The sequence below is a fragment of the Escherichia coli DSM 30083 = JCM 1649 = ATCC 11775 genome (assembly GCF_003697165.2).
In the GTDB taxonomy this organism is placed as follows: domain Bacteria; phylum Pseudomonadota; class Gammaproteobacteria; order Enterobacterales; family Enterobacteriaceae; genus Escherichia; species Escherichia coli.
Window position 1 is genome coordinate 2,703,832 of record NZ_CP033092.2, and the last position, 17,206, is coordinate 2,721,037.

At 50.9% G+C, this 17,206-nt stretch carries 21 protein-coding genes, 3 tRNA genes and 3 pseudogenes; 4 read left to right on the forward strand and 23 right to left on the reverse strand.

Annotated features, from left to right (window positions below; translation table 11 throughout):
* Window positions 1-9: 9 nt before the first annotated feature.
* Genes EAS44_RS14165 through EAS44_RS14185 form a run of 5 tightly spaced genes read right to left on the reverse strand, consistent with a single transcriptional unit; the run spans window position 10 to window position 5,732 of the window.
* Window positions 10-1,515 carry a S49 family peptidase gene (locus tag EAS44_RS14165; RefSeq protein WP_126160269.1) on the reverse strand — a complete coding sequence of 502 codons (1,506 nt, stop codon included), beginning with the start codon at window positions 1,513-1,515 and terminating at the stop codon, window positions 10-12.
* A complete protein-coding gene (locus EAS44_RS14170) occupies window positions 1,505-3,097 on the reverse strand; it encodes a phage portal protein (RefSeq protein WP_000831818.1) in 1,593 nt (530 codons plus the stop codon). Before EAS44_RS14170 ends, EAS44_RS14165 begins: the two co-directional genes overlap by 11 nt.
* Window positions 3,094-3,300: a phage head-tail joining protein gene (locus EAS44_RS14175; protein WP_000259002.1), complete on the reverse strand. Its 207-nt coding sequence runs from the start codon at window positions 3,298-3,300 to the stop codon at window positions 3,094-3,096. Before EAS44_RS14175 ends, EAS44_RS14170 begins: the two co-directional genes overlap by 4 nt.
* Window positions 3,284-5,212 carry a phage terminase large subunit family protein gene (locus tag EAS44_RS14180; RefSeq protein ID WP_042210311.1) on the reverse strand — a complete coding sequence of 643 codons (1,929 nt, stop codon included), beginning with the start codon at window positions 5,210-5,212 and terminating at the stop codon, window positions 3,284-3,286. Before EAS44_RS14180 ends, EAS44_RS14175 begins: the two co-directional genes overlap by 17 nt.
* Window positions 5,184-5,732, reverse strand: coding sequence for a terminase small subunit (locus tag EAS44_RS14185; protein ID WP_000867574.1), 549 nt, complete (start codon window positions 5,730-5,732; stop codon window positions 5,184-5,186). Before EAS44_RS14185 ends, EAS44_RS14180 begins: the two co-directional genes overlap by 29 nt.
* Before the next feature lie 386 nt (window positions 5,733-6,118).
* On the opposite strand from EAS44_RS14185, the gene ynfO reads away from it, so the two are divergent.
* Both ynfO and EAS44_RS14195 read left to right on the forward strand, forming a co-directional pair.
* Window positions 6,119-6,352, forward strand: a complete 234-nt coding sequence (gene ynfO, locus EAS44_RS14190; RefSeq protein ID WP_001331705.1) for a YlcI/YnfO family protein — start codon at window positions 6,119-6,121, stop codon at window positions 6,350-6,352.
* A gap of 57 nt (window positions 6,353-6,409) precedes the next feature.
* Window positions 6,410-6,820, forward strand: coding sequence for a DUF1398 domain-containing protein (locus EAS44_RS14195; protein WP_000057035.1), 411 nt, complete (start codon window positions 6,410-6,412; stop codon window positions 6,818-6,820).
* 307 nt (window positions 6,821-7,127) lie between these two features.
* Here EAS44_RS14195 and EAS44_RS14200 read toward each other — a convergent pair whose 3' ends face one another.
* The 3 genes and pseudogenes from EAS44_RS14200 to rrrQ all read right to left on the reverse strand — a co-directional run bounded on the left by EAS44_RS14200 (window position 7,128) and on the right by rrrQ (window position 8,425).
* Window positions 7,128-7,592: a lysis protein gene (locus EAS44_RS14200; protein WP_001082537.1), complete on the reverse strand. Its 465-nt coding sequence runs from the start codon at window positions 7,590-7,592 to the stop codon at window positions 7,128-7,130.
* Between the two features lies 1 nt (window position 7,593).
* Window positions 7,594-7,731: a hypothetical protein gene (locus EAS44_RS25145; protein WP_000459345.1), complete on the reverse strand. Its 138-nt coding sequence runs from the start codon at window positions 7,729-7,731 to the stop codon at window positions 7,594-7,596.
* A 159-nt stretch (window positions 7,732-7,890) separates the two neighbouring features.
* Window positions 7,891-8,425: pseudogene (rrrQ, locus tag EAS44_RS14205) on the reverse strand (lysozyme).
* A gap of 105 nt (window positions 8,426-8,530) precedes the next feature.
* On the opposite strand from rrrQ, the gene EAS44_RS14210 reads away from it, so the two are divergent.
* The gene (locus EAS44_RS14210; protein WP_001351274.1) at window positions 8,531-8,803 is read left to right on the forward strand and encodes a hypothetical protein; all 273 of its coding nucleotides are present in this window, start codon (window positions 8,531-8,533) and stop codon (window positions 8,801-8,803) included.
* Here EAS44_RS14210 and EAS44_RS14215 read toward each other — a convergent pair.
* From EAS44_RS14215 to EAS44_RS14225, 4 genes and pseudogenes are all read right to left on the reverse strand, one after another.
* Window positions 8,769-9,113, reverse strand: coding sequence for a YdfR family protein (locus tag EAS44_RS14215; protein ID WP_000193259.1), 345 nt, complete (start codon window positions 9,111-9,113; stop codon window positions 8,769-8,771). The two genes, EAS44_RS14210 and EAS44_RS14215, sit on opposite strands and share 35 nt — an antisense overlap.
* A 4-nt stretch (window positions 9,114-9,117) precedes the next feature.
* The gene (locus tag EAS44_RS14220; protein WP_000372595.1) at window positions 9,118-9,333 is read right to left on the reverse strand and encodes a class II holin family protein; all 216 of its coding nucleotides are present in this window, start codon (window positions 9,331-9,333) and stop codon (window positions 9,118-9,120) included.
* 149 nt (window positions 9,334-9,482) lie between these two features.
* A complete protein-coding gene (locus EAS44_RS25150; RefSeq protein ID WP_001331708.1) occupies window positions 9,483-9,644 on the reverse strand; it encodes a hypothetical protein in 162 nt (53 codons plus the stop codon).
* Window positions 9,611-9,829, reverse strand: a pseudogene (locus EAS44_RS14225) (DUF1737 domain-containing protein); the annotation flags it as partial. The pseudogene EAS44_RS14225 and the gene EAS44_RS25150, both read right to left, overlap by 34 nt.
* A gap of 755 nt (window positions 9,830-10,584) precedes the next feature.
* Here EAS44_RS14225 and EAS44_RS25585 point away from each other — a divergent pair.
* A pseudogene (locus EAS44_RS25585) lies at window positions 10,585-10,710 on the forward strand (hypothetical protein); the annotation flags it as partial.
* A gap of 94 nt (window positions 10,711-10,804) precedes the next feature.
* Here the strand turns inward: EAS44_RS25585 and EAS44_RS14235 are convergent.
* From EAS44_RS14235 to EAS44_RS14295, 11 genes are all read right to left on the reverse strand, one after another.
* Window positions 10,805-10,881, reverse strand: a tRNA-Arg gene (locus EAS44_RS14235).
* A gap of 13 nt (window positions 10,882-10,894) precedes the next feature.
* Window positions 10,895-10,971 (reverse strand) — tRNA-Arg (locus tag EAS44_RS14240).
* Between the two features lie 7 nt (window positions 10,972-10,978).
* Window positions 10,979-11,054, reverse strand: a tRNA-Ile gene (locus EAS44_RS14245).
* Between the two features lie 49 nt (window positions 11,055-11,103).
* Window positions 11,104-12,153 (reverse strand): DNA-methyltransferase, encoded by a 1,050-nt coding sequence (locus EAS44_RS14250; RefSeq protein ID WP_000935515.1) that lies wholly within the window; start codon window positions 12,151-12,153, stop codon window positions 11,104-11,106.
* Between the two features lie 150 nt (window positions 12,154-12,303).
* Window positions 12,304-12,501 carry a hypothetical protein gene (locus EAS44_RS14255; RefSeq protein ID WP_000917749.1) on the reverse strand — a complete coding sequence of 66 codons (198 nt, stop codon included), beginning with the start codon at window positions 12,499-12,501 and terminating at the stop codon, window positions 12,304-12,306.
* 224 nt (window positions 12,502-12,725) lie between these two features.
* Window positions 12,726-13,547, reverse strand: coding sequence for an antitermination protein (locus tag EAS44_RS14260; RefSeq protein ID WP_000762880.1), 822 nt, complete (start codon window positions 13,545-13,547; stop codon window positions 12,726-12,728).
* A complete protein-coding gene (locus EAS44_RS14265) occupies window positions 13,544-13,918 on the reverse strand; it encodes a RusA family crossover junction endodeoxyribonuclease (RefSeq protein ID WP_000904114.1) in 375 nt (124 codons plus the stop codon). The genes EAS44_RS14260 and EAS44_RS14265 overlap by 4 nt, the downstream gene beginning before the upstream one ends.
* A 12-nt stretch (window positions 13,919-13,930) precedes the next feature.
* On the reverse strand, window positions 13,931-14,977 hold the full coding sequence (locus tag EAS44_RS14270; RefSeq protein ID WP_001265108.1) for a DUF968 domain-containing protein: 1,047 nt from the start codon (window positions 14,975-14,977) through the stop codon (window positions 13,931-13,933).
* Window position 14,978: 1 nt separating this feature from the next.
* Complete coding sequence (locus tag EAS44_RS14275) at window positions 14,979-15,257, reverse strand: hypothetical protein (protein WP_011478175.1); 279 nt, start codon at window positions 15,255-15,257, stop codon at window positions 14,979-14,981.
* A 167-nt stretch (window positions 15,258-15,424) separates the two neighbouring features.
* Complete coding sequence (gene hokD / locus EAS44_RS14280; RefSeq protein ID WP_000813256.1) at window positions 15,425-15,580, reverse strand: type I toxin-antitoxin system toxin HokD; 156 nt, start codon at window positions 15,578-15,580, stop codon at window positions 15,425-15,427.
* 617 nt (window positions 15,581-16,197) lie between these two features.
* Complete coding sequence (locus EAS44_RS14295; RefSeq protein ID WP_000354966.1) at window positions 16,198-17,199, reverse strand: hypothetical protein; 1,002 nt, start codon at window positions 17,197-17,199, stop codon at window positions 16,198-16,200.
* Window positions 17,200-17,206: the final 7 nt, after the last annotated feature.

A 17,206-nucleotide genomic window follows, 5' to 3' on the forward strand; every position in this document is an offset into this window, starting at 1 on the left:
GCACTGACTTCATGGCATGGCCATGAGCATTTTCACGTCCGCATCACCGTCTGCTGACGTCTGTGACACGCCACCCCGCACCGCTGCCGGTGAATGATTCGCCATGAAATGTTCAAACAGGGCGGTTGTGGATGCAGAGACCGGTTCGGCCTTACCTGATCCCGCAGCCAGCACAGCCCGGGCGTTCTCCACGGTCATTCCCGGGCAGGCCGCCAGTTTTTCAGCCTGCGCTTCTGCCCCTTTTGCCTCATCCAGGGCCATGATCTGATCACGAAGCGAGGGCCCGGCATCCGCCAGTGGTGCAGCCGCCAGGATCGGGCGGGCTTTTTCCACCGTCATCTCCGGCATCGCCGCCAGCGTTGCCGCCAGTTGTTCACGACCGTTCGCTTCTTCACACGCCATAATGCGATCGGCTTCACTCTGCGCGGATGCCACCGGCTGCTGCGGTGCCGCCGCGGCCAGAATCGCCCGGGCCTGTTCAACGCTCATGCCCTGTTGCCCTGCCAGCATCGTGGCAAGCTGTTCACGTCCTTTCGCTTCCTGGCATGTCAGGATCCCCATCACTCGCTGGTTCTCCTGCACGGCGGCTTCCGTTGCAGTTAATTGCGGCATAGTGCCTCCTCTGACATTACTGTTCAGCGCCGTGGCCATCACACTGATGGCATCCGACGCATTGATTAATTCATCCGCCAGCCCGGCCTCAATGCCGGACTGACCTTCAAAAACAGCGGCCTCTGTTCCCGTGACTGCATCAACAGACAGACCGGTATACATCGCCACTTTTTCGGCAAACATCCGGCGCGCCGCATCAATCCGCTGCTGCATGTCCTGGCGAACCTCTGCCGGCAACGCTTCAAACTGATTGCCATCCACCTTGTGCGCCCCTGAGTAAATCAGCGTGATATCCACACCGGCCTGCGCCAGATGACCGGCATAGCTGACATGGCTCATCATCACGCCAATGGAACCGATACGGGATGTCTGGGTAACCAGCCGTCGGGAGCAGGCCGACGCCAGCAGCATGGCTGCAGAACAGGCCGTGTCATTGCACAGTGCCCAGACCGGCTTCTGCTGACGGAGGCGGTAAATCATGTCAGCGCAGTCAAACGCGCCGGCGGCCTGCCCGCCCGGACTGTCAATGTCCAGCAGTACGCCCCGCACCTGGCTATCCGCCATTGCCTGCTGAAGACAGGCGACAATGCCGTCATAGCCTGTCATTCCGGAAAATGGCCGCATACCACCCAGCCGGTGCACCAGCGTGCCGGTCACCGGCAGTACAGCAATACCGTTCACCACCCGGTAAACACGGGCCGGTCGTTTACCTCCGGCCATGTACTCGTCCGTTTCAGCCAGCATCCCGGGAGCATCAAGCTGTACCTGCTGTTGCGGTACCGAAAGACTTGCTGCCCCCATCTCGCGCCCCAGCGCGCAAAAGAAAACCCGCGCATAGGCGGGCTCCAGAAGCAGCGGTTCATTGAATGCTGCTGCAATAATGTGTGAAAGATTACGTCTCACGTGGTGTTGTCTCCTCTTCCGGCCTGCGACTCTCCGCTATCTGCTGCTGATACGCCTGCGCTATCCACACCGGACGTGAGAGTCCGGCTTTTTCCCGCTCTGCAGATTCCCTGACCTGCTGGCGGAAAATGTCCTGATAATCCTCGCCCATCAGCGCCAGCTCTTTCTCATACGTGCTCAGTCCGGCCTCAATGCGCATCACTGATTCCTGAACCTCCTTGAGCCCGTCAATGGCCATTCTTCCGGCTCCAATCCACTCAGCCCGTGACCAGGCTGATCGCGCCTGATAAAAATCAAACCGTGCCCGTGGCGGACGAATAATCCCCCGAAGAAGTGCCTCTTCCAGCCAGCAGGAAAACATCTGCGTGGCCAGCCGGGACGCAATAAATTTTCGCCGCCCCATAAAATAGCGCCACGACTCATTGGCGGATGCGCGGGCACTTGAGTAACTGACCTTCGAGTAATCACGGGACAACTGTTCGTAGGAAACGCCAAGACCGGCGGCGATATACCGCAGCAGCGCCTGTTCAAGCGCCGAAAATCCATTGTCTGAATCCTGCGCGGTCTGAAGTTTCAGATCATCACCGGGGAAAAGGTGCGGAATTTTGACACCGCCCAGCGTCACGCTATTCGTGTCATACCAGGTGGAGAACTTATCCAGAATATTAATAAGCGGATTATCCTTCTGCCCCTGCGGCGCACCGGCGATATATTCAAAGGCCTTTTCGGTATCAAGGTCACTTTCAATCGTCGCTGCATACATCGCCTTCACTATGGCCGACTGAAGCTGTGTTGCCTGCAGGGAATCCAGCATCTTCAGCCGTTCCATAACGCTGTAAAACTGATTGGCTCCACGGGTCTGCCCGTCCTCCACCGGCTCGAAAATATGCAGCATGGCCGGACGCCCGGTGGGTAGTTCACGCGGGATCCGTTCCCATCGTCCACTCCCGGAGCGAGGAAAATCATCCTCACAGATATGGTACGCAACGGCACGGCCATATCGATCAACCTCCACACCGGCCCGCAGAAAACGGTTCCCGATACCGTGTCCTGGCGTGTCCACCCGTTTCGGACTCACGGCTTTAAAACGCGTACGAAACAGTTGCGTACTCTCCGTATCCCAGACCGGCTGCACAAAGATTTCGCCGTTAAACGCATGAACGCCCACACCTTCACGGATAAATTCCGTAAACGTGCGTTTCCCTTCCACGTCGATCTCACCAAACATCCCTTCTGCGTATTCTGACCAGGCCGCCTCCACCTCATCGACAAAACTTTTTGCCGCGGTCTCCCGCATCCCCAGCCAGCGCCAGTTCGGACGGTAGCTAATCAGAAACATATGCCCGACAATGTGATCCTTATGCAGGGCCACCGCATTGGCCGCTATTCCGTTATTGCGCACCAGATCATCTGCCCGGGCATTCCCCAGACGCAACGCGGGCAGCAGGGCCGCATCGGCACTCTGCGAGGGTGGCAACCACTCTGCCATTTGCCCGCCAAATCCTGCACCGCCACCGGTGTAGCTGAGGCTCTCCCGAAGCGGAACGCCGTTCACATCAATCAGGACAGGCGTTCGTTTCATAACCTCACTCCCAGCGGACGACGGCGACGGCGGGTTGTCCCCAGTACCGACTCCGCATCATTGATCGCCCGGTTAAGCTCATCCAGAGAAGCTGCCGTATATTCAATTCTGCGACCATCTTTCTGGACAGACACCACCCGTTTACCGGTTAATAAATCAAGGCGCGCCTGACGCAGCGCCTGCAGTTCAGCGACTGTAACCATTCACTCCTCCGGACAGCTTCGCTGCCAGTTCTTTAAGGGTTGGCCGGGTCGTCTCTTCTTCCCGGGATTTTGCCAGTACAGCCAGATCAAGCTGCCAGCGTTGCACGGACACACGTAATGCCGCGTAGGCATACACCAGGCAGTCCAGCGCTTCGTTACGCCGCTTTTTGTTATCCCACAGCAGACGCATCTTTCCTTTTTCCCACTTCTCCACAAGCTCTTCCGCGACCAGTTGCTGCGCCTCTGTCTGCGAAAAAATCTCCGGATCATCAGGAAAACGGATAGCATACGACGTGGCTTCATCCACAGGCGTGGGATCGGCTTTCATACGGGCATAGAGAATTTCTTTTGCGGTGTCCGTCCCCACTTCACACAGATACACGCCCCGCTGATTGCGGGTTTTTGGCATGGTGATCACCGGCTTGCCATAGACAGATGCGCCTTTTACCGGCAGCACCCGGAAAACACCGTGTTTTTTTGACCTCTGATAAACGATTTCGCCATCGATCCCCCCGATGTCCCAGCAGACACGGGAAATGGTCATTTCGGTTCCGTCTGCATGGCGGTATTTTTTGTTGATCGCCACATCCACACGTAACAGCGTCTCTTCCTCATCGGGACGCCCCATAATGATGATTTTATCCACCAGAAAGGCTTCCTCTCCCGGAGCCCATCCCCAGACATACATCTCAAAACGGTTTCGCTGCGAGTCAATGCCCGCCGTCAGATAAACCACCCGGGCAGGCACCGCCGCCGTGTAACGCACAACCTTATCCATCAGCACCTGGTGATCGAGTTTTTCGCCCACAGCCTCTTCCCAGGTCTCGCCCAGCGTGGTGTTCACAAAGGTTTTCAGGCCGTTGGGATCTTTCAGTGCATCCAGCCAGTCATAGACAATCTGTACCCAGGTGGTGAACGGACTGTACGCCGTCCAGATATGGAAAGTGATGGAGCGCGGCGGCGGAATTTCATCACCCCGGGCGCTGAAAAACATCAGGCCGTCACGGGTCCACATGCCCGTGTTTTCACAGATCCACCGCCCGTTACTCTGGTCAAGCTCAGACTGATGGATCACACAGCCATGATGCTCACAAAGGTAGAAAACACTTTCTGGCTTATTCTTCTCCCACTTAAGACCGAAAGGCGAGGCATCATCGCCAAATTTCAGATACTGCTCCTCCCCACAGTGCGGACAGGGCACATAAAAACGCATGAAGTGTGCCGACTCGTTAGCGGCTTTTTCGATCTGGCAGGAGCCTTTGATTTTAGGCGTCGAGCCGCGAATGGATTTTGGCCATACAGAGCCCTCAATACGTTTATCCCCCAGCAGGGTTGGCGAACCCTCTTTTTCAACATCCGGTTCGAACGAGGAAAGCTCGTCATAACAGACCACATCCACGGATTTTTCACGGTAGTTTTTTGCTGCCGCACCACCCAGACACCAGAACCCCACACCGGAGGAAAAACGCTTCAGGGTGAGCGTATTATCGCGGTGTTTTCTTCCGAACCATGGAGCCAGCTCCAGCAATGCAGGAACATCCCTTATCGTTGGCTCAACATGAGATTTCATAAAATCTTCAGCAGCTGAGTCCGTGGGCTGAAAAAGAAGGCTGTTGCGTGATTTATGCTCAATAAAATAAGCCTCCACTCCCAGCAACATCTTTGTATAACCAACACGGGCAGATTTAATCAGGTTAACCGTGCGAATCAGATCGTTGCCCATACAGTTCATGATGCCAACCTGAAACGGCAGTGTTTCCCATCGCCCCGGGGTATAAGACGACTCTTTAGGAAGGTAATAATGTTTATTGGCCCACTGAACTGTCGTCAGTGGAACAGGAATAATGAGAGATAAAAGCCCTGTAGCTATCGCACCGGCTGCATTAGCTGCCTTCTGCGCGTCTGAAATCATCGATCCACCCGCCCACGTTTTCACCGGCCTTAGCTGCAACATTGGAGGCTTTCGCGATTTCAGTTTTCACCACATCAAGGTGTGATGGTGAAATGTCCGGATATTTACGCTGTAATGTCAACGGCACACGCACAAGTATCCCCGAAATCTCCTGTGCCACACGTTGCAGAATGAAGGTAAACAGTTCAGTTTCCAGCACCACTCCGTCTTCACGGGCATTTTTCAGTTCCTGCGCATCTGCCTGCGCTTTTGTGAGCCGGTAGCGTTCATAGTCAATGGTGCCGGGTTGTAAATCTGACTCCGCTGCCGCACGCAAATCGGCCAGTTCTTTGCGGAGCTTTTCGTTTTCGATATCAGTTTCCCTCTGCGCATACCACTGAATTGCCATGGCAGTATCAAATACAGATTCAATGCCCTTACTGCCTTTGGAGACGCAAGGGAGCCCCTGAGACTGCCAGCGTTCAATCGTCCGCGGGTCCACGTTAAAAATTTCGGCAAGCCTCTTTTTATTAACCTTCATAGAACAACCCATTATCAAATACAAGGCCCGACATGAAAACGCCAGAAAAAGGCATTTTCGGACACTTTCATGTCGGACATTTATGAATGCAATATTAAAAAAAACAAAAAGTTATATTCGAGAAGTACCGACACGATTTTCCCTGAAAAATTTTCATAAATAGTGAAAAACCGCGAGGTCGCCGCCCCGTAACCTGTCGGATCACCGGAAAGGACCCGTAAAGCGATAATGATTATCATCTACATATCACAACGTGCGTGGAGGCCATCAAACCACGTCAAATAATCAATTATGACGCAGGTATCGTATTAATTGATCTGCATCAACCTAACGTAAAAACAACTTCAGACAATACAAATCAGCGACACTGAATACAGGGCAACCTCATGTCAACGAAGAACAGAACCCGCAGAACAACAACCCGCAACATCCGCTTTCCTAACCAAATGATTGAACAAATTAACATCGCTCTTGTTCAAAAAGGGTCCGGGAATTTCTCAGCCTGGGTCATTGAAGCCTGCCGCCGGAGACTGTGCTCAGAAAAAAGAGTTTCGCCTGAAGCAAACAAAGAAAAGAGTGACATTACTGAATTGCTCAGAAAACAGGTCAGACCAGATTGAAGCAATTTAGATAATCGTGCAGACTACCCCCCCTCATATCACATGGAAGGTACTACAATGGCTCAGATTGCCATTTTTAAACAAATATTCGATAAAGTGCGAAATAATTTAAACTATCACTGGTTTTATTCTGAACTAAAACGTCACAATGTCTCACATTACATTTACTATTTAGCCACAGAGAATATTCATCTTGTTCTTGAAAACGATAATACGGTTTTAATAAAAGGACAGGGTAAGGTTGTAAATGTAAGATTTTCAAAAAATAAATGCCTTATAGAAGCCACCTTAAAAGGATTCAAATCAGGAGAGTTATCATTTTACGAATACAGGAAAAATCTTGCTACAGCAGGGGTTTTCAGATGGATTACAAATATCCACGAAAACAAAAGGTATTACTATACCTTTGATAATTCATTACTCTTTACTGAGAACATTCAGAACACTACACAAATATTTCCGCACTAAATCATAACGTCCGGTTTCTTCCGTGCCAGAACCGGACTCGCTGGCATGATGAAATATGTGTACCCGGTAACCCCGGTGTGCATCGTTTTTGATTATTCCCCCACACTTGTGCAGAAGGAGTTCCCCGTCAGGCTACAGTCATAATTAATGCAAGAGTACAGCGACGATACAGCGCACAGAAATAAATCAGGTATCCATTGACTTCACAAAGACGGTACATAGCATCGACAGGAGTAATTGCGTAAATTGAACTCTTGGCACACTTTAGCCACCGGCGAATCTTCAGCGGATTATCCTTGGCCGGTTTTTATCTGAGGCATTGCTCTCGAATGTATAGCTGTGCCCCTTCAAGTTGTTTTTGCATTATTATCAGTCGCGCTCTGAGGGTGAAATAATCCCGTTCAGCGGTGTCTGCCAGTCGGGGGGAGGCTGCATTATCCACGCCGGAGGCGGTGGTGGCTTCACGCACTGACTGACAGACTGCTTTGATGTGCAACCGACGACGACCAGCGGCAACATCATCACGCAGAGCATCATTTTCAGCTTTCGCATCAGCTAACTCCTTCGTGTATTTTGCATCGAGCGCAGCAACATCACGCTGACGCATCTGCATGTCAGTAATTGCCGCGTTCGCCAGCTTCAGTTCTCTGACATTTTTGTCGCGCTGGGCTTTGTAGGTAATGGCGTTATCACGGTAATGATTCAGCCCCAGACTAAGCGCACCACAGGCCACCAGCAGGGCAATGATGACCACGCACAGTACGCGGTTCATTTCACCACCAGCGTATCTGACCGATGAAATAACCAGAGGCCATAATCACAAACACCAGCCAGATAAGAATGAACTTCCAGGTGGATAATTTTTCAGCCATCACTCGAATCTCCCGAATCAGTTTGCTAAAATCAAACACACTTTCTCCTTTGACTTTTCCGGAGTCAGGAAACACAAAACCCCGCTTGGTGCCAACAAACGGGGTTTTTACTTTTATTCACTTACGTTTCGCCACTTCGCAGGATTTCATGTTATCCGCCCGCGTGGCCATGCCTTATTTTTCAGCAAAATATTCTGCTTATCTGTCGATACCCCAGCACGCCAGCGCGCTCTCCTGGTCACGACGGGATACCTGACCGTAGCAGTTGTTTGAACGAATACGGCAGTCTCTGCCACCGTCCTTAATCCACCAGCGAATCGCCTCACACGCTCCCCTGCGATCACCTGCATTAATTCGTTTATAAAACGTCGACGGGAAACACTTACCGGGACCAATGTTGTACGGACAGAATGACGCGATCCCCGCTTTCTGGGGTTCGCTCAATGGCACTTTGATGTTTTTCTCCACCCATGCCAGCGCCTTATCACGCTCAATGGCGTTGACCTGGTCGCATTTTTCCTTCGACAGTTTCATACCGGGAAAAACGGGTTTTCCATCCACCATCGTGGCCCCCCCGACAGATGGTCCAGTTGCCGGAACCATCGCGGTATGCCGTAGTGTGGTTACCCTCTTTTTCATCCAGAAACTGGTCAAGTATCTGAGGAGCTGATGCGCCTGCTCCAATCAGCGCCAGAACTGCAGCTGACAGGCCGTATTTGATTTTTGCGTTCATGGATATTTATCAGGATTTATCGGTTTCTGAACCCTGGATATGTTTATCTGTCCCGGCCTGTTGAATCAGGCGGGGAAAAGGTAAAGACAATCAAGAGGATTATTTATGGACAATAGCACCATTTCTCTACAGGAGTTGCTCGACTGCATTTCCAGGCTTCGGGATGATGTAAATGCCCTCACTGTTGCATTTTCACATCTGGCCTTATCAATTCCCAGGGAGCAAATGCTGCCAACGCTGGCATCCATTCATTTTGAATCACGCAACCCCAAATGGTCCCAGGAACAACAAAATTCTTTCAAGTGGCTGGCGGCATTGCTGGAAGAAAATTATGCTGGCAAAACTACCATTTCGGCGGAGTCTTCAGGGAACCAGTAATCCTTCCCGGTAGCTTTCCTTTGTAGGTTATCCATACATTCTGCGCCTCTAAAATTACGGGGCGCTTTTCCGGCGACTGCTCATCCCCTTCACATAACCCGGCAGCGACATCCAGGAAGACCTGTCTGATGCTCCTTCTGGCCGCTGCCTCATAAAACTCCAGCGCAGCACCTTCAACACGGTCCAGCGAGATGTCCAGGTCAAAAATTTCACCGTCAAAGCGTTCTTTGTCCTGTAATGCTAAAGTTACCGTAACTTTATTCTCAAAATTGCGGATCCCTTTCACAATCAGTTCATAGTTTTGAGTCATTGAATTACTCTCCCCGTGCCGCCTTACGACGGTCCTCTCTGATTTTGAAATACAGGTTAGTCAGATATGTCAGCAGCCCAAACAGCAGACTCCCCAGCACGCCTATTGCCGCCCACTGAGACGGGGAAACCCTGTCCAGCAACTGCAGGAACCAGTAGCCCGTTCCCACCGCTGACGTGGTGTATGACACACCTGTTGTGATTTTTTCCATCTGGTCCATACCCCGTCTCCCGTTATCCGGAAGCTGAAAACAATAAAAAAGCCACCAGTTAACTACTGATGGCTCTGATAACTCATGCAAGCGTCTCAGACGACCCACTGACACTACCGGTGAGTTTAACGATACCTTCCATTTGACTGGCTCACTTTTTATGATGATGCCGGTGCATTTATCTCCAGCGCCAGACTTTCTATCTCAACGCCATACGTTACATTTTTGGTAATATCCATCAGCGTCAGTGCATTTAGTCCCACTGCCAGACTGTCTTTTATGGCCTGGAATGCCGGGCCAGTACGATGACGTAGTACCAATCCGGCTCAGTTGCACCACTGACCACCACATCACCTTCTGCTGCAATCGCCTGCATCAGGGTATAAGGGGTTATGGCCACCGGACTACCAAACGGCTGCCAGCCCTCCTTCAGTTTTTGTGTCAGTCGTTTCGCAAGGTCTGACGGCGATACCGCCCTGACCACGTCATAGTGTTTAAATGCCATGAATCCTCCCGGCCGGGATAATATTGTGAGTAAAATAAGGAGCGGGCTGAAGTCCGGAAGTTACAGGACAATGGCAGAAGAGAGACGACAGCCCGCAATTCGAAAAAGACCGCGCAGTTGCGCAGAGTGATTACTATGGGGTATTATTCGCCAGCTGAAATATTACTTCACGTTTTATTGTTTATTCCTTGCCGCCCGCGTCTCCCAGCGCGGGCTTTTTTTGCCCACAAGAAAACCCCTCCGGAGAGGGGCTAAAGCCGCGTATCTGTATCATCATGCACATGGTGCCGGGTGCCTCCCGGTGAGTTCAGCCCGGTGCCACTAAACCCGCGTCATTCTCGTTTTGATAATCAGAGATTATACCGTCACCAGTCGCCCCTCCGCTCAGGGGGATTCACCATGCGAAATTTTTTTAACAAATGCCCAGTCTGACAGGCAACTGTCAACTTACTGAATTGTGAGCAACATAGCATTTAACGGGGAACCTGTTTTCTGCAGTAAAAAGGCCCACCGGAGCGGATGGGCCTGGAAGGATAGCGGTCATGTGATGCCGGTTTCCCGGTAACTCAGCACCGGTATCTGAGTCAACGTTTTCTCTACTGGGTCATTTCCGATACGCCCTGCCTGCTGACAGGCTTTCATCACATCTGAAAATATAGCACCCTGACTGATACTGTAGTACCTAAGGTTCCAGAAACTGTGATGTATCCGGCACAGAAAAGCCCCTCCGGAGAGGGGCTGGAGAGTGGCGCTATGTGCCATTGCATGGTGCCGGGTGCCTCCCGGTGAATTCAGTACCAGCACCTGAATCCGCGATTATCCCATATACCTACTCGCTGATTGCCCCTCCGCACAGGGGGATTCACCATGCCAGTTTCTTTTAACAAACTCCCCGCAAACCAGACAACAGTCAACCGCCTGAATTGTGAGACATTTAAAAAAAAGCCCGCAAAAGCGAGCCAGGGAAAATAAGTGTGGCGCGTTGTACTGGATTCGAACCAGTGACCGATTGCTTAGAAGGCAATTGCTCTGTCCGGCTGAGCTAACAACGCAGGATACAGATAATGGACCGCCTTCGGGGACCCGAACTCCGCGCAACCAGCTTCGAAGGCTGGCGCTCTTTCCTGATGAGCTAATGGCGGTATGTGATGGTGGCCCTTGCTGGATTTGAACCAGCGACCTGGCGATTATGAGTCGCTCGCTCTCACCACTGAGCTAAAGGGCCGGGAGCAGAATAATAATGGTGCGTAATTAATTCTGCAATCTCATCCGTTTCAAACGATTAAATCCTGAACTTCCCTGACTGTCTGCTCAAAACGTCCGGTCTCCAGCTCAACACCAATCGCACGACGCCCCAGTGCCATCGCCGCTTTTACCGTTGAACCCGACCCCATGAAAAAATCCGCAACCAGATCACCAGGACGGCTACTTGCGCTGATTATCTGCTGCAGCATTTCTGCCGGTTTTTCGCACGGATGTTTCCCGGGATAGAACTGCACCGGTTTATGCGTCCACACATCGGTATACGGCACCTGCACCGTCACGCCAAAATACCGCCGCAGATGTTTATATTCACTCAGCAGCTCCGCATACTGCCGGTTCAGTGAGGTATACGTATCCACCAGCTGGTGGTGGAGCTTTTCCAGTTCACCACGCCGATGCTTCTCTTCTGCCACCCGGGCAAACAGCGCCTGTAATTTCAGATAATCGCTTTCATTCGGTAGCTGCCACTGACTGGCACTGAACCAGTGCGACACCATGTTTTTCTTTCCTGTGGCATCTGCAATCTGTTTTGCCGTTATCCCCAGGGCCGCGCGCGCATCACGAAAGTAAGAAATCAGCGGGGCCATCACATGCTGTTTCAGTGCACTGCCCTTCGCCGCATACCCGGCATCTTTCGGACGATACGGCCCCTGATAATGTTCCGCGAACAGAATGCGCTCTGTGGCGGGGAAATACGCCCGCAGGCTTTCCTTGTTGCATCCGTTCCAGCGTCCGGACGGCTTCGCCCAGATAATATGGTTCAGCACACTGAAGCGTTCACGCATCATGATTTCGATATCAGATGCCAGGCGATGACCACAGAACAGGTAAAGACTTCCGGCAGGTTTCAGCACCCGCCAGAACTGCGCCAGACACTGGTCCAGCCACTTCAGGTAATCATCGTCGCCCTTCCACTGGTTATCCCAGCCCTCAGGCTTCACTTTAAAGTACGGCGGGTCCGTGACTATCAGGTCAACAGAATTTTCGGGTAACGACCGGATAAATTCCAGGCAGTCGGCGTTGATTAACTCACAACTGGATATTTTTACAGTATTAAGCATGGATCATTAAGCCTGTCTCTGATAGGCTCATTCTGCTTTTGCGCAAAGCAGTGGGCCTGAGGTTTGCTTGTGATCCGGACGCATGAGCAGATGGCTGGTGGGTGCCCCTAACACCCACCAGCCGCCCATTTACCACAAATAAAAAAGCCTTCACTGCGGAAGGCGTCTGTAACAACCGAACTGATAGTCTGCCAGACCCGCCATAACCAGCTGAGTCAGTATTAACTGGCAGCGTTCGCGTGAAAGGTAAGTATTCTGCGCTATCTCCCCGACTGTCGCCGGGTCGGTAACGCTTAATTCATTAAACACCACTCTGGCGGTTTCTGTCATATCCTGCTGTTTTAGCATGTCTTTTCCTTTTCCGGTTAACGTGACACACCAATAACTCTTGTCGAAAAAGCCAGCAAGCTGAAAGACAGGTATTCACCGCCACCAGCGCGTTTACTGTACTGACGCGATTTCAGTCATAAAAAACCCGCCAGGCGGCGGGGTGTAAAAAATCTTCTAACGTCAGGCATAAAACGCCCATCGTTAGAGCAAATTTACCACAGATTCGGGAAAAATCAACAACACTATCGCGTTACCCTCTTTAACTGCCGCTCCGCCCATGCCTCTTCAATGTCAAACCGAACCACCAACGTATCGTAAAAGCGTTTCACTGATTTTTTCCACGTATCAAGCGTGATAGCACTCGTCACTTTGCATATGGCATTAAATGCCTCCGTTGATGGCAGCCTTTCACAGCCACGACCACCACAACGCTGGCAATCTCTGATAACAGGCATACCACGTTTTACCGACTCTTCACGATGAATGGCGACACCACGCCCACGGCAATCCTTACAGGCGGTGGAAACCTCACCCTTTCCGCCACACTCCGGACAGGCAACTTTTACCACCTCCCTGACTTTTTTCCATTCTTCCCAGTAAGACGGATACACGCCTTTTGTGCACTTTGCCCACACTGGTGGCTTACCATCCGGATACTGGATCTTGTTTGTAAAAACCTCGCTTTCAATAAATTTTTTTCCGTGACAGCAAGGGCACTGTTTTTTGCTCGCCGCGCTACGGGCATAATCTTCAAACGCATACGAAGCCATAATGCGCATCACTACCGGTTTTATTTCTGCCGGAAGTTTTCTCAACGCCGCCACACGATCGCACCGACTGAGTGCATAATCTGCCAGTAATTCTGTTGCCCGCGCCCTGTCATTCATACTGATGCCCATTTTCCCCAGGAACGCAGAAAACCCCATCTCAGCCCGATTCTGTGTCATGCCCTGCGCGGCCATCACATCAGTGATACTCAGCGCATCTTTTGACGTTGAGGCCGATGCATCGGTCAGGCCAGGGGATTTTGGGGAGTAGTATTTCGGTAAATCTTCCAGTTTCATTTTTTGACCTGCTCTTCATGCATTATGGGGTAAATCTTCACCCCCATACGTCCACCAGATACTGGCTGACCACGAACGATATTGATTTCATCAAACTGCTCATCGTCCATTAACACTCCCGCATGCGTCAGCGCATCCAGCGGTGCTTTCAGGATATTGTCCAGGTCGCGACGACGCTTATCCGGTGGCTCTGCAATCACCTTTATCGCCAGCCTTCCGGACAGGCTTAATTTCAGCCGCTGCTGGCGAACAATAAGCGCCACAGCCCGGCGATAACGCTTTCCCTCCTCCGAGATAAAATATGTGCTGCCACGGCGTCGCCAGTAAGTGTTCACCGTCGGCGGGTAAGGTAAAACCAAATCTATGAGCATCAGTCACCTCTTTTACCCAAGCACGCCAGTTGCAAAGGCGTGATCAAGAAAACGAAAAATTAAATCAACCTGAGAACCATGCTTTTCTTCGAACGCCAGAGGATCCGCATGAAGCTCGTTGTGATGCTCCCGACACAGCGGTAGCGTGAAAATATCGTGAGATTTTGTCCCCATTCCGCCCTGACCATGACCAATCAGGTGATGGGGATCGTCGGCTGGCTTACCACAACACGCACACGGCTGTGTCTTCACCCAGCGTGTGTATTTCTCGTTAACCCAGCGGCGACGTTTAGGTCGTTTCATGAAAGATTCCGGAGACTCAGGATCAACGGCAATGCTGACCACCGTCTCTTCCTGTGGCGGGTTTTGCTGGTGGGCGTGAGGCAGCGGCGCAAGATTTTTTGTGCGCTGCTTCAGTATGCTGGTGGCGGTCTGCTCTCCCGGTACGATGTCGCTTTCACGGTACATTGAGCGGATTTTTTCCGCACGCAACCCCAGCGAACGACGTAATACCGCTTCCGGTAGCGCGTCCGCCACCTGATTGCGGACCGCCCACCAGGATAATTCAGCCAGCGATAATTCCCGTTCCTGCGAGCCATTCATTGCATGGAGTATGACGTCAATCATCCATGCTGACAGGTTTTGATGAGCAAGTTGCTCGAGTGATTCGGATGTCTGGTCACGCAGCTGGTTGTCGCAGTGCCAGCACAACACCATTGCGCCGGTACCATAACGGTGAATGACGGTTTCGCTGTGATGATAATCGCCGTGTGGCCACTGGCAGGATTTAATATGGCGCAACAGCCAGTCAGACAATGCACCAGCACCACCAGCAGCACGAATCACCCGTGCGTTACTGAAAAACGGCAGCAATGTTTTGTCTTCCACTAGCGGCTGGCGAACGGCAGGAACAACCCCGGACGGCAGATTACGCATGCTTTTCGGTTCCGGCTCCACCAGTACCCGGGTATTGTGGAATACCGGCATGGATTCACGGCCCGGCTTAACGATCACCAGCCCGAGTTCCGGTACCAGAACAGGTCGAAGTAATACTCGCACGTTACCTCCAGATGCGTTGCTGGAATGTGCGGGACGGACGCGGTGATCGTTCGGAGTAAGGAAGCCTGACGGAGATTATCCAGTGACGATAATCGAGGCTGAGGGCTTTCTTAATCTCGTATCCGTGTCTGCGGTAGCACTGAATTAGCCACTCGGCCTGTTCTTCAGTGCATGGGGGATGCTGGAACCAGTCAGATTTGAAAGTGCGGGAACGCCGCCCGTGCCTGCTGGCAAAGACGGCAGAATCATCAGAATTGTGTAATTTGGTATCGTGCGCCATCGGTTGTCTCTGCTGGCGCAGCAGGTGCCAGTTGTTCAGGCTGGCGTGCGAATTGTAAACCAGAATGCCAGGAAAAAACAAAACCCGCCGAAGCGGGTTACGTGCGGGTGCGTTGAGGATGCCTGACACATCAGAGGTGGCGAGGGATTTCTCCCTCGCCGGGTCTCTTACTCCTCAGGTTCGTAAACTGTGAAGACAGCGACCTCCGTCTGGCCGGTTCGGATTCGTACCTCGCAGAGGTCTTTCCTCGTTACCAGTGCCGTCACTATGACGGTTAAACAGATGACGATCAGGGCGATTAACATCGCCTTTTGCTGCTTCATAGCCTGCTTCTCCTTGCCTTTCGGCACGTAAGAGGCTAACCTAGATTTGCCGTTCATAGATTGAGCCTCAGATTAATGTTAAGCGTCTTGCAGGACGCGTAATATTAACTGGGGCTTTTCTCTATCTGCCTTTGGTGTTCATGCCTGAGGCAGATAGCCTCAAGCACCCGCAGCAATTCTACTTAACTCCCGTCACCTCGCCAATATAAAATCAATCAGAAAGGCGATCCATAAGAACAACAGCAAGACAATAAATTGCCATTACAGCCGCAATAGCTAGCGCACATTTGAGAACCAGCACGACAACCTCCTGTATTGGACGTACACCAGTTCTGATAAATATGAGGCTGTCTCATCATTGATTCAATATAACTATTGGGTATAGTTTCTGTGATTTTGTTCTGTAGAAATGGAACACAACAACCAGTCACCACCAGCACTTCTTTAAATACGCCAAGTCCGACGCAAGCTAACCTTCTAGTCCGCTTTGAGCGATCTGCAGACATTGCTAGCAGCCTTCTGTGTGAATTCTCAGGGAGCAGGTCGGCATAGCATCACGTTGAGGCTCTTACCCTACTTGTTGACACCAACCCTAACTCCACAGACTGATTCATAAATTAGTAATCTGCGTGTTTCGCACTTTTCAGAAATGCTTTCATATTTTCATTAGGTCGCTCAATTTCGAAGTTACTTCCATATAACTCTTGTAATTTTGGCCATAACTTACTTAATAACCCTCTCCTGCGATAAAATGGATGTATCCAAACGGTAGATAGGTACGGAGAATTTGCATTTGAATTGTTTATTGTGACCAGCCCAACTAAACATTGTCGATAACCACTATTATCCATTGATTGTATTTCTTCGACGAATGGATACGCGATTACATCAGTCCAACCATGATCGGTTGTATCCCATTGCATTCCGTCATGACATTCCTTCGACTGATAGCGGCGTAAAGCTACACACGCGAGCTTTTGCCAATCTGGAGAATTAATTGTGATCTCTTCATCGTATGACGCGCCTATTGGAGCGGGTATTGGTCTGATTAATCCAGCATGGCATTCATCATAGAACTTCATGTTTCCCTCAGAAACGTTGTGTACGTTGGGTTGCTCCATGTGTGCGCCATTCAAAAATAGCTCTGATAGTAGTGTATCTACACTGTAATCTTTATTGATTATTGTCGGCTTAGAGTTTTTCTTATTAAGGCCGCGAGTAACGATTTTTTGATCAATGTTAACAACATGGAATAATCCGTCGGGGAGGCTAGCGAACCACGATGGGGCATCGGACCAGAATAGCATGCCTTTTGTACTTCTTAAGAGTTTAATTAAGTTAATACAAGCTTCTTCACTAGTCTTGCCGTTGATGCGAAGTATGTTAGGACTAAAGTAATATTCATCCATATCAGGGAATGCAGCTTCGCAAAACTCCTGTACATAATTTAGCACCTGGATTCTACAGAGATCATCATAGCTGGTAATAACTAAGGGGGTATCTTCATTACTATTATGATTATCAATAATGCAATCTATAGCGAGACTTACTGCTTTGCGTATCACTTCAGTTGAATCTAACGACTCTAAAAATTTTGTCTTTCGTGTGCGAATATCCATGTATGAC